Annotated in this window: 13 protein-coding genes; 5 read left to right on the forward strand and 8 right to left on the reverse strand. The window is 61.1% G+C overall.

Annotated features, from left to right (window positions below):
* From BO74_RS05730 to BO74_RS05745, 4 genes are all read left to right on the forward strand, one after another.
* A partial coding sequence (locus tag BO74_RS05730) for a transposase (protein ID WP_496440729.1) occupies positions 1–346 on the forward strand: 346 nt, incomplete at its 5' end.
* Positions 319–1,836, forward strand: a complete 1,518-nt coding sequence (locus tag BO74_RS05735) for a methyl-accepting chemotaxis protein (protein ID WP_496440730.1) — start codon at positions 319–321, stop codon at positions 1,834–1,836. The genes BO74_RS05730 and BO74_RS05735, both read left to right, overlap by 28 nt.
* A gap of 138 nt (positions 1,837–1,974) precedes the next feature.
* Positions 1,975–2,784, forward strand: coding sequence for a histidinol-phosphatase HisJ family protein (locus tag BO74_RS05740; protein WP_496440731.1), 810 nt, complete (start codon positions 1,975–1,977; stop codon positions 2,782–2,784).
* Positions 2,785–2,957: 173 nt separating this feature from the next.
* Positions 2,958–3,206: a hypothetical protein gene (locus BO74_RS05745; protein WP_496440732.1), complete on the forward strand. Its 249-nt coding sequence runs from the start codon at positions 2,958–2,960 to the stop codon at positions 3,204–3,206.
* Between the two features lie 105 nt (positions 3,207–3,311).
* Here the strand turns inward: BO74_RS05745 and BO74_RS05750 are convergent, their stop codons facing one another.
* Entirely contained in the window at positions 3,312–4,562 is a 1,251-nt protein-coding gene (locus BO74_RS05750) for an MFS transporter (RefSeq protein WP_496440734.1), read from the reverse strand.
* A 102-nt stretch (positions 4,563–4,664) separates the two neighbouring features.
* On the opposite strand from BO74_RS05750, the gene BO74_RS05755 reads away from it, so the two are divergent.
* A complete protein-coding gene (locus BO74_RS05755; protein WP_496440735.1) occupies positions 4,665–5,561 on the forward strand; it encodes a LysR family transcriptional regulator in 897 nt (298 codons plus the stop codon).
* Positions 5,562–5,573: 12 nt separating this feature from the next.
* On the opposite strand, the gene BO74_RS05760 is transcribed toward BO74_RS05755, so the two are convergent.
* The 7 genes from BO74_RS05760 to BO74_RS05790 form a co-directional block, all read right to left on the reverse strand.
* A complete protein-coding gene (locus BO74_RS05760; protein WP_496440736.1) occupies positions 5,574–6,113 on the reverse strand; it encodes a deoxycytidylate deaminase in 540 nt (179 codons plus the stop codon).
* Positions 6,114–6,207: 94 nt separating this feature from the next.
* Positions 6,208–7,233, reverse strand: a complete 1,026-nt coding sequence (locus tag BO74_RS05765; RefSeq protein ID WP_496440738.1) for an MBL fold metallo-hydrolase — start codon at positions 7,231–7,233, stop codon at positions 6,208–6,210.
* Positions 7,234–7,329: 96 nt separating this feature from the next.
* Positions 7,330–8,088: a DUF4405 domain-containing protein gene (locus BO74_RS05770; protein WP_496440739.1), complete on the reverse strand. Its 759-nt coding sequence runs from the start codon at positions 8,086–8,088 to the stop codon at positions 7,330–7,332.
* The gene (locus tag BO74_RS05775; RefSeq protein ID WP_496440740.1) at positions 8,046–8,714 is read right to left on the reverse strand and encodes a flavodoxin; all 669 of its coding nucleotides are present in this window, start codon (positions 8,712–8,714) and stop codon (positions 8,046–8,048) included. Before BO74_RS05775 ends, BO74_RS05770 begins: the two co-directional genes overlap by 43 nt.
* Before the next feature lie 50 nt (positions 8,715–8,764).
* Positions 8,765–9,748: an aldo/keto reductase gene (locus BO74_RS05780; RefSeq protein WP_496440741.1), complete on the reverse strand. Its 984-nt coding sequence runs from the start codon at positions 9,746–9,748 to the stop codon at positions 8,765–8,767.
* A gap of 25 nt (positions 9,749–9,773) precedes the next feature.
* A complete protein-coding gene (locus BO74_RS05785) occupies positions 9,774–10,625 on the reverse strand; it encodes an aldo/keto reductase (RefSeq protein ID WP_496440743.1) in 852 nt (283 codons plus the stop codon).
* A gap of 31 nt (positions 10,626–10,656) precedes the next feature.
* Positions 10,657–12,084, reverse strand: a complete 1,428-nt coding sequence (locus tag BO74_RS05790; RefSeq protein WP_496440744.1) for an MFS transporter — start codon at positions 12,082–12,084, stop codon at positions 10,657–10,659.
* Positions 12,085–12,120 lie beyond the last annotated feature (36 nt).

A 12,120-nucleotide genomic window follows, 5' to 3' on the forward strand; every position in this document is an offset into this window, starting at 1 on the left:
CTCTGACGTGGTCGCCAGCCAGCCCAAAGGACGCGAGATTCACGTCATCTGCGACAACGTCAGTAGCCACAAGACCGCGGCAGTCGATACCTTCCTCGTCGATCATCCCAACGTCTCGATGCATTTCACGCCCACCTACAGTTCTTGGTTGAACCAGGTCGAGAATTGGTTCGGCCGCATCCAGCGCGACGTCATTGCGCGCGGCATCTTCACCAGCACCTCCGACTTGCACAAAAAACTCATGCGCTACATTCGCCAGTACAACAAAAATGCCAAACCACTCAAGTGGAAGTATGCCGATCCGTCCCGCCATATCCGGTGCGATTCTTCTGGTTCAATGGACTAGTCGAGGTCGCGCAAAGCACGGTAAGCATGTACGAAGGGCTAGCCACATCTGGAAGACTAAGTCAGGACGAGGCCAAGCACTTGGCGATCGACGCAGTGCGTGCGATGCGCTACGACGAGACGGAGTATTTCTGGATCAACGATCTGAATTCGGTCATCGTCATGCATCCGATCAAGCCGGAACTGGATGGCAAGGATTTGTCCGATTTCAAGGACAAGAGCGGCAAGCGCATGTTCTTCGAATTCAGCAACGTGGCAAAAACCCGGGGCGCCGGGTTCGTCAATTACATTTGGCCAAAGCCCGGACTCAAGGACGAGGTCGACAAGGTCTCTTACGTGAAGAAATCCGATACGTGGGGATGGGTAATCGGCAGCGGGATCTACATCGACGATGTCGACGCGCTGTTCCGGAAAAATGCGCTGAAGCTGCTTGGCTGGATCGTACTGATCGGTGGATTCATGGCGGTAACGCTGACGTGGGTCGGACGCAGCGTTCTGAAAGCGATCGGAGGAGATCCGCAGGAAGTTTCACAGGTGACCCGCCGGATCGCCACCGGCGACCTGAGTACGGATGTCGACTGCGCCGAAAACGACATAGACAGCGTGCTGGCTGGAATGAAGGAAATGCAAAATACGCTGCGAGCGATGATCGAGGAAATCAGGCGCAGTTCCGGACAACTATCTACCGCCTCGAATCAATTGCTGAAGGCGTCGGAAGAAGTAGCCAGCCGCTCGCAACGACAAAGCGAATCTGCCTCTTCCATGGCAGCCGCTGTGGAGCAAATGACTGTCAGCATCGACCAGGTTTCGGAAAACGCCCGCGAGGCGCACACGATCTCCGTGCAGGCCAGCGATCTATCCGGCGACGGGGCCGAGGTCACACAAAATGCCTCGAAGGAAATGACAAAAATCGCGTCGACGGTCCAGGTGGCGGCGCTGGTGATCGAAGAACTGGGGCGCCAGTCCGACCAGATCACCTCGATCGTCAATACCATCCGGGAAATTGCCGATCAGACCAACCTGCTCGCGCTCAACGCGGCCATCGAGGCAGCGAGGGCCGGAGAACAAGGGCGAGGCTTCGCGGTCGTTGCCGACGAAGTCCGCAAACTCGCGGAACGGACGAGCGCATCGACCGCAGAAATCGCTTCGACGATCGGTAAAATCCAGTCCGGAACCCATGAAGCGGTTTCGAGCATGGAACGCGGCGTCCAGCAGGCTGGAGAAGGTGTTGCGCTGGCAGGTCAGGCCGGCGATTCGATCACCGAGATTCGCAGCGGCGCCCAACGCGTCATGCAGGTCGTAACCAGCATCTCGGAGGCGATTCGCGAGCAGAGCACGGCATCGGCTGACATCGCCAAGAACATCGAGAACATCGCCCAGATGTCGGAGGAAAGCGCGCGGGCCGTTGCCGAAACTGCAAAAGCGGCCAGGCACCTGCAGCAGCTTTCTTCTGAGCTTGAAACATCGGTGAGCCGTTTCAAGCTTCACTGACGAGTCACGAAATCGAAGTTGACCTCGTTATTCCGGCGAACGCCGGGGTGACGGATAATTCACGTTCTTTTTTCTAAAACGCTGGAACCGTTCGCTCGCCCCGGCGCCACCACTGAATCCATCAGCCACACCGTTCAAATGCCAACCTTGATCGATTTCCACAGTCATACCACCCGCTGCTGCCACGCCAGCGGCAGCATGGAAGCCTACGTCGAGCAGGCGCTCGCCAAAGGAATTGCCGAATTCGGCTTTTCCGACCACAGCCACTGGATGCTGCACGCCAAGGAGCAGCGCTACGCGATGCGCGCCGACGAGCAGGACGACTACGTTGCCGACGTGCGTCGCCTGCAGGAACGCTACAACCGCGACGGCGAGACGCCGTTCTGCGTCCGTCTGGGCATGGAGATGGACTTCATCCCGAGCCGCCTCGACGTCGCCCGCGACACGGCGCGCCGCTACGAATGGGATTACCTGATCGGTTCAGTGCACAACATCGGCTTCGAAAAAATGCAGGAACCGGCGATGTACGACGACTGGCGCATCGAGGACGTCTGCGAGATCTACTTCCACTTCGTCGGCATGATGATCCGCGAACGTTTCTGCGACGTCGTCGGCCACCTCGACTTGCCGAAGAAGATGGGCAGCATGCCGGCCGGCGGCATGCTGCGCTACGTCGAGCCGTTGATCCCGGATCTGCTGGCCAACGACATTGCTGTGGAAATCAACACCTCCGGACTCGACAACCCGGCGCAGGAATTCATGCCGGGCTGGGACGTCGTCGAAGCGCTTGCCGCCTGTGGGGTGCCGCTCACCCTCGGCTCGGACGCACACGCCCCGCACCAGGTCGGGCGGCATTTCGACAAGGCGCTGGAGGGTTTGCGGAAGGCCGGGGTGAAGGAACTGGTGCGCTTCGAACGACGCCGGATGATCGCCGTGCCGATTTTCTGAGCGTCAGCCGTTTCCACTGAAAGTTCCCGGCAGATACGCGCTGCTACACAAGGTCGGACAAAGGCCCAAACAATCGCCACACAGCGTAGAACCATTCTCGATAAGATGATTTCCGTCAGATGGTGATTGTTTTCACTATGTGACATCAACCAACCCTGATGAAAGGAAACATCATGAAACCGCGTATCGTTGATTTTCTTCTCGAAAACCACGTTTTCTCGTCCCTCGCCTCACTCGCCGTGCTGATTCTGGCCATCGCCACATCGTCGCTGTTCCTGCTGTTCGTCAGCGGCGTCATGGCTTACGGCTGGCCGTTCTTCTACGTCTACCTGCTGGACACCAAGGAGAAGCTGGCCAAGGAAAGCAAGGCACCGGTCAAGCGTGCACGTTCGATCCCCGCGAACATCGCTGCCGCTCACTGAGCGTGGCCGCATGAGTGGCCAGATCCCGACCGGGGAAGCGGCAGCGGCGGTTTTACCCGTCCGACTTGCCTGCGTGAAGCACGCAACTTCTCCGGTCGGCCCTTATTACCTCGGACCTCGCGCCGACATAGCCAGCACGACACCGAGCGCTGCCAACGAAGCGATCAATCCGCTGACGGCATTCCATCCACCGTACTGCCAGAACCAGCCCCCCATCGAGCCAACGATGCTCGACCCCATGTAGTAGAAGAGCAGATAAAGCGACGCCGCATGCCCTTTGGCCGTCCCGGCAAGTGGCCCGATCGAGCCGCTGGCGACCGAATGTCCGATGAAGAAACCGGAAGTCACCAGCACGATGCCGACGATGATCAGCAGCAGCGACCCGGCGAGCGTCAGCACCACGCCGCCAAGCATCGTCACGAATCCGGCCACCAGCAGCGGCCGACGACCGAAGCGGTCGGCCAGTCCGCCCGCCATCGACGACGACACCATGCCGAAACCGTAAGCCAGGAAAATCAGGCTGAGCGCCGTCTGGCTCAGGTGATACGGCGCCCCGGAAAGCCGGAAGGTGGCGTAGTTCATCAGCGTCACGAAGATGCTCGTCAGCAGGAACCCGCACCCGTAGAGGCGCAACAGGCCGGTATTGCGCAGATGCCGCTGCCACGTGCGCAGATGGAACAGCGGATCGAATCCCGGCCGCGCCACGAAATTTCTTGAGCGCGGCAGCAGGATCAGGAAGCCGATGGCCGCTGCCAGACACAGCCCCCCGAGAATGCCGAGCGCCCAGCGCCACGAGGTGAATTCGGTGATCACACCCATGCCGACCCGCCCCATCATCCCGCCGAAGGCCGTCCCGGCGACATAGAGCCCCATCGTCCGCCCGAGATTCGCTGGTTCGATTTCTTCCGAGAGATAGGCGATCGCCACGGCGGGAACACCGCCGATGACGAAGCCTTCAACCGCCCGGGCGACCAGTAGCAGGCGCCAGTCCGGCGCCGCGGCGGCCGCGAAATCGCAGAGCACGGCCAGCACCATCGAGCAGAACATCAGGCCACGCCGACCGAGGGCCTGCGAAAAGGCTCCGGCCAGCACGATCGAAATGGCAAGCAGTCCGGTGGTCAGGGACAACGCCAGCGAACTCTCGGCGGGACTGACGCCAAAGGACTCGGTAAATGCCGGCAACAGCGGCTGAACGCAGTAAATCAGGGAAAAGCTGGCGAAGCCGGCCAGGAACAGCGCGAAACCGGCGTTGCGATACTCCGCCGTTCCCAGACGGATCCACTGGGGAACAGGTTCGTTCTTCAGCGGCGTTGCTGTTGGTGACAAAGCGTCGATGACTGTCGTTGCGGAATTCATGGATCAGGCGTTCGTTTATTCGATACGAACGGAGTATATCGACGGCCATTTCATATTTCCAATATATACTTCCTACGATCTTTATCTGTTTTATATATACCTATGGAACTCCGGCACCTCCGCTATTTCCTGGCGATCGCCGAGGAAGGAAACTTCACCCGTGCCGCCGCGCGCCTGGGCATCGGGCAGCCGCCGCTCAGCCAGCAGATCAAGGATCTGGAGGCCGAGGTCGGCGCGCAACTCTTCCATCGGGTGCCGCACGGGGCGGAACTGACCGAAGCAGGAAAGGCGTTTCTGGATCACGTCAAGGGGATTCCTTCACAGACGGCCGACGCGGTGCGCGCTGCCCAGCGCGCTGCCCGCGGCGAGACGGGACGGCTCAGTTTGGGATTTACAGGAACGGCGGCACTGAACCCGATAGTTCCGGCGTGTATCAGGGACTTCCGGCGGGCCTATCCGGCCGTCGAGATCCGGCTGGAGGAAGCCAATTCGGTCGCGCTCATGAATGGTCTGCTCGATGGGCGCCTCGATGTCGCTGTCCTGCGCCCCAGTGAATCGGACCCGCCGGAGATGGATTACGTCACGCTGGCCGTCGAGTCGCTGGTGGCCGTTTTGCCTGCCGCGCACCCCGCAGCAACGTCAGGCCGGAGCATCGAGCTCGCCAGCCTGCGCGACGATCCGCTGATCCTGACCCCGCGTGCGATCGGCATCAGCCTGCACGACACCGCGCTGGCGGCCTGCCGCAAGGCCGGTTTCGAACCGACGCTCGGTCAGCCCGCGCCGCAGATCGCCTCGATTCTGTCGCTCGTCGCCGCCGAACAGGGCGTATCACTCGTACCCGACTCGATACAGCAGTTCAGCATCAACGGCGTCGTTTTCCGCAAGATCAAGGGGAAGGCACCCACCGTCGGTCTGGCTGTCGCCTCGCCGCGCATCGGGCTTTCGCCGCCCGCGAGCAATTTCGTGAAACTGGCGAAGTCGCTGCGCCAGAACCGCTAAGCAGCGGCCCGGCTAGACCTGCTTGCGATAGTTCCGCACCGCCCACTCCGCGCGCGGGTCGTGCATGCTCATCTGGCGAACCTTGATCCGGGCCATGATCTTCTCGTACTCGGCTTTCTTGTCGCGGTCCATTGCTGGATCGACATCGGTCGGTACCCATGGATGCAGGTAGACCACTTCGCAGATCTTGGCCTGCGCAATTTCCTTGGCGCAACCGAAGCACGGCTGCATTGTCGTGTAAAGCGTTGAACCCGCCACAGCGATGCCGAATCGGGCAGCGGACAGGATGGCGTTCTGCTCGGCGTGCACGCAAATGCACAAGTCGTACCCCGTTCCGCTCGGAAAGCGACCGCCCGGATTCTGGCAACGCAGACAACCACCATCGAGGCAGTTAGGCATGCCCTCAGGAACACCGTTGTAGCCGGTGGAAATCACCCGGTTGTCGCGAACGATCACCGCTCCCACCCGGTTCCCCGTACAGTTCGCCTTCTCGCGAACGGCAAAGGCAATGCCCATGTAATAGGTATCGGCATCCGGCAGTGTCTCGCTCATGGCAAACCCCGAGGGTGTTGGGTGATATAGATTGAGGCGGATACTAGCCGAAAACCACAGATCCTGCAGAAGCGACGTTACAACCGAAATCTCTTCAGTCTCGCCACCACGCCTGCCCGGCATGGGGAGAAAGCAGCCCGATACGCTCACCCATTTCGGGCGTCGACACCGCCACTCCTCGCTCCGACGCCAAGCGAGCAACCCGCTCCATCGGATCATCCCAAGCATGCATGGCGAGATCGAAGGTGCCGTTGTGGATCGGAACGAGCCACTTTCCGCGGAGGTCGCCAAAGGCTTGCACGGTTTGTTCAGGAAGCATATGCACGGCTTCCCAACGGGTGTCGTACGCGCCCGTTTCCACGAAGGCCACGTCGAAAGGACCGAACATCCGGCCAATTTCCTTGAAGCCGTCGGAATAGCCGCTGTCGCCGCTGAAGAAGAGATTGAATCCATTCCCGGTGATGACCCACGAGGCCCAAAGTGTGCGATTGGCGTCGCCGGTACCGCGCCCGGAGAAGTGCCGAGCCGGCGTGGCGACAACGCGGATGCCGTCAACGCTGGCTCGCTCCCACCAGTCCAGTTCCTGCACCTTGCCCGCCGGCACTCCCCACGAGACGAGCGTGGCACCGACGCCCAACGGTGTAATGAAATGCTTGACGCGCTCATGCAGCGCCATGATGGTCGCGTGATCCAGATGGTCGTAGTGATTGTGCGAGATGATCGCTGCCTCGATCGGAGGCAGTTCGTCCAGCGTAATCGGCGGCGCGTGAAATCGCTTCGGGCCGAACCACTGCACCGGCGATGAGCGCTCGCTAAATACCGGGTCGGTCAGCCAGAACTTGTCGTGCAGCTTGAACAGTAGGCTGGAATGCCCGAGACGCCAAACGCTGTTGTCGGGAGCGGCAAGCAGTTCGGACTGCGTCAGCGTGCTCACCGGAATGACCCGATCGGGCGTCGTCCCGGCGGGCTTGTCGAAGAGGAAGGCGTACCACAGCGCTGCCCCGGCAAGAAAACTGCGTGCCGGCCGCGGCACGGTATTGTGAAAACGGCCGTCACGATACTGTGGCGACAGGTCATAGGCGGGCGGCTGAAAGCGCATCGCCCAGGCAAAAACACTCATGATCACAACTCCGGTCAACACGACCATTATTTTCCATCGTGAAGATCGACGACGGAGGGGCGGTTCGAGCTCAAGTGCAATTTCCTGCTGCATGTATCAACCTCGTTTGATGAGCGATTCGGTACTCGCGGTTCGCGAACGCAACGATCTGCCGAAACGCAGGGCGTAGTACGCGACGCTCGCGTGAAACGCGACGATCGCCAAATACTGGACAAAAAATTCGGCGACGGATTCCGCGAAATTCCAGTCGCCGAAGGAGTAGTACGCGATCATTCGCGCATACAGGGAGCGATCCAACGCGGCATGGAAACCAAAGGCAGAGATGGCAATGACACCGCCGACGATCGGCATCGCCCCCCACGAATAAACAAGGCGGAGGCATTTAGGGAACAGCCGCCGCACCTCGGCCATGATTTGAGTCCAATGCAGGCCCAGATGGATCGAAGCCAGGACAACCAACCAGTAGGCGGAGGCCGTGTGCAACACACGCGGCATCAAATTCAGTTCGATACCCGTCGTGCGGAACAGCAATTGCGAATTGACGATCCCGCTGACCATCATCAGCACTGCCGAAATCAGCAATGACGCGTTGATCGCAAACGTGGCAAACCGTATTCCGCGGTAACGCCCTTTGAGCAACCCGGCGAACCACCGCCAATTCCAGCCACCGTGCAGAGCGAAAAGCCCGAGCACCCCGAGACCGAGCAATTCATGCGCCGTACTGCCGGTCAAGCCATAGGCGAACTCGGCCAGGATCAGCGCGAGCATCACGCCATCCAGCGCGAATTTCCTTGAGAGCTGCCCCGGCCCTTTCATGCCGCTGCGCTGGACCCCAGACCAAGGCCACGCAACCACCCGCCGATTTCCTTTTGCGCAGACTCCCGAGCTACCCGTTCCACCCCGCCGCCGCGCAAGGCCAATCCGTCGAGGATGCGCGCACTGCCGCAATTGGCGCGAAGGTCGTCCAGACTGCGTCCAAAGCCGCTGCCTTCATGAGTGCAGAAAGGGATCACCGTCTTGCCGTCGAGCGGGTACTGCTCGAGGAAACTGAAGAACGCCATGGGCATCGTTCCCCACCAGTTCGGAAATCCGATGAACACGGTGTCGTACGTTTCCATGGCATTCACCGGTGTTGCGAGTTGGGGGCGATACCCGTCCTCCAGCTCACGCTTGGCCTGTTGCGTCGTAGGACGGTATTCGTCCGGGTAGTGGTGCACCGTGCGCAATTCGAAAAGTGCACCACCCACGGTTTTCTGAATCTGCCTCGCCACTTCACGCGTAGTTCCCGTACGCGAGTAGTAGGCAACCAGGATGCGGCGCCCGCCTGCCGGCTGGGCCGCGGCCGGCGGCACAAAAGACAGTCCGGAAAGGCTGCCGCCCGCAATAAGTCCGGCGGCGAGTTTGATCAGTTTCCGCCGCCCTGCCATCTCGGGCGGTATCAACCCATCCACAGACGGTGAATTCAATATTTCCTTGCTCATTTCATTCATTCCTATCCGCTCTCACGTCCGGATTCGTCATTGATTCAGCCTCAGCGTCTGACAAGCTGCTGCAGATGCTGCGGGTAGCGCTCGCCTTCAACCCTGATACCGGCAAGCGCTGCCTCGATGCCCTGCAGATCTGCAGCACTCAGCTCTACGGCCGCCGCCGCAAGGTTCTCTTCCAGGCGGAGCAGCTTGGTCGTGCCGGGAATCGGCGCGATCCACGGTTTCTGCGCCAGCAACCAGGCGAGAGCGATCTGCGCGCGCGTTGCGCCCTTGGCCGTAGCGATATCGCCGAGAACGTCGACCAGGCGCTGGTTTGCCTGGCGAGCAGCTTCGGCAAAGCGAGGCACGACGTTGCGAAAATCGGTCGCATCGAACTTCGTATCGGCATTGATAGCACCGGTCAGAAAGCCCTTGCCGAGCGGGCTGAAAGGCACGAAACCGATACCCAGTTCTTCGAGCAACGGCAGGATTTCCTTTTCCGGTTCGCGCCACCACAGCGAGTACTCGCTCTGCAACGCCGCAACCGGCTGTACCGCGTGCGCCCGTCGAATCGATTCGGCGCCGGCTTCGGACATCCCGAAGTGACGTACCTTGCCTTGCGCGATCAGTTGTTTCACCGCACCGGCCACCTCTTCCATCGGCACATCCGGGTCGACACGATGCTGGTAGAAGAGATCGATGACGTCAGTTCTCAATCGGCGAAGCGAAGCTTCCGCCACCGCGCGAATGTTCTCCGGCCGACTGTCCACACCATCGGCGACCGTGCCGTTGCGAAATCCGAACTTGGTGGCAATGACCACCTTGCTGCGGAAGGGAGCCAGCGCCTCGCCGAGCAGTTCTTCATTGATACCGGGCCCGTAGGCCTCGGCGGTATCAAAGAAGGTGACCCCCAGTTCATAAGCACGGCGGATCAGCGCAGTCGCCTGCGCTTTGTCGGTCGCCGGACCGTAGCCAAAGCTCAGCCCCATACAGCCCAACCCGAGGGCCGAGACTTCCAGCCCGCTGGTACCGAGTTTGCGTGTTTGCATGATGATTCCTTTCCTGTTCGCTGAATCAGGTGTTGCGTAACGCTTCACCGAGCCATTTCACAATGGCGGGATCGCGGTGGTCGAAAAAGGCGCTCTTGCCGGTATCCAGTGCGGCGATCGCGGCCATGTCGTCTGTAGCTAGAACGAAATCGAAAATGTTGAAATTCTCAGCAATGCGCTCCGGACGAACCGATTTGGGAATCGCCACCACACCCCGCTGCAGCAACCAGCGCAGCACGATCTGGGCAACGCTGCGACGGTGTTTTGCCGCCAAGGCGGTCAAGGTCGGGTCGCCGAACAGGTTGTTGCGCCCCTCGGCGAAAGGCCCCCACGATTCGACCTGCACGCCGTTTTCCCGCAGGAATTGCGCCGTGGCCGTCTGCTGGCAGAAGGGATGCGTCTCGATCTGGTTGACCGCCGGGACGACGCGGTTGTGCACGATCAGATCCATCACCCGATCAGGATGGAAGTTACTCACCCCGATCGCGCGAATGCGGCCGGCATCGTTGAGTTCTTCCATGGCCCGCCAGGCGCCGTACACGTCGCCGTAGGGCTGATGAATCAAATACAGATCGAGATAGTCGAGTTGCAGCCGGGCGAGCGAGCGCTCGAACGCCTGGCGGGTTTTCTCGTAGCCGGCGTCTGAAAGCCACAGTTTGGTGGTGACGAACAACTCCTCGCGCGGAATGCCGCTCGTGGCGATGGCACGGCCGACGGCCTCTTCGTTGCCATACGACGCTGCCGTGTCGATGAGCCGGTAGCCGACGCGCAACGCCTCGGCGACGGCCGCTTCGCATTGCGCGGCGTCATTCATCTGATAGACGCCGAACCCCAGCATGGGCATTACAACGCCGTTGTTCAAAGTGGTGAATTGCATGGTGCTCTTTCCTTTTTTCTATCGGAATGACTTAGCTAGCGCTGCTGTCTTGCGCGAGCTGTGGTGTGTGCCGTTCCTGCGATTTCACTCTGTCGAAACGGATGAAGCGGGCCGACACGATGAGCGCCACGAGCAACAGCACGGCCGCGACCTCCATCGTGACACCGGTGTGCCGTGCGATGCTGGCTGGATCGAACACGCTCCCCTGACCGCCGGCATAAGCCACGACCAGAATTGCCAGCCCGAGCGAAGCACCAAGCTGGTGAGCGACATTGACAAGGCCGGAGGCCGCACCGGCGTTGTGGCTCTCGACGCCGGCGACACCGGCGACCGTCAGCGGCGCCAGCACCCAGCCTTGGCCCAAACCAAGCAGCAGCATCGGTCCGACCACGCCGCCGAGATAGGACATCTGTGCCTCGGTGACGCTGAGCCAGGCGAGGCCGAGAACGCACAGCGCCAACCCGGTGAGCAGCACTCGGCGCTGCCCGAAGTGGCCTGTTGCGCGCGGCACGCTGACCGAGGCAATGAACTGCGGCACCGTCACCGGGATGAAGGCCAGGCCGGCCTGCATCGGCGAAAAGCCGAGCGAGCGCTGCAGGTACTGCGCGGTGAAAAACCAGAATCCCGCCATACCGGAGAGAAACAATAGCCGCGCGCCATAGGCACCGTTGCGTTGCGCATTGGCAAGCATCCCGAGCGGCAGCAACGGCTGGCTGGCGTGTCGTTCGATCCACACGAAAACGGCGAGCAGGATCACCCCGGCCATGAGGGAGCCCTGCGTGAGCGGCGATGCCCAGCCAGCTTCGGCGGCTTCGACGATGCCGAACACCAGCGAGCACATGCCAAGCGTGGACGTGAGCGCGCCTGCCAGATCGAAACGACCGCTGTGGCGCTCGGTCTCGCGGATGTTGCGCAGGGTGCCGGCGATCAGCAGTGCGCCGATCGGCAGGTTGATGAAAAAGCCGGCGCGCCAGGAGATCAGGTCCGCCAGCAGACCGCCGAGCACCAGCCCCAGCGTGGCGCCGATACCGGCCGCAGCCGCATACCAGGCGAGCGCTCGGTTGCGCTCATGGCCTTCCTCGAAATGCGTGGTAATCAGCGCCAGCGTCGAGGGCGCCAGCACGGCAGCGCCAAAGCCCTGAACGGCCCTGAAGGCGATCATCCAGAAGGGCGAAGTCGCCGCGCCGATGGCCAGCGAGGCGAGCGTGAAGATGCCGAGTCCGGCGATGAACATGCGCCGCCGGCCGAGGATGTCACCGGCGCGCGCACCGAGCAGCAGGAAGCCGCCGAAGGCCAAGGTGTAGGCGTTCTGTATCCACGACAACCCGGCTGGCGTAAAGCCCAGCGCGGCCTGGATGCGTGGCAGGCCGGTAAGCACGATCGAGATGTCGACCACCAGCATCAGGTAGCTGGCCATGATGATGGCGAGGACGGTGCGGTGACGGGGGTTATGAGTCATGTTTCGTAGGTCGCGACGGAGTTTTGGAAGTGCTGA

It is taken from the genome of Propionivibrio pelophilus DSM 12018, assembly GCF_059569095.1.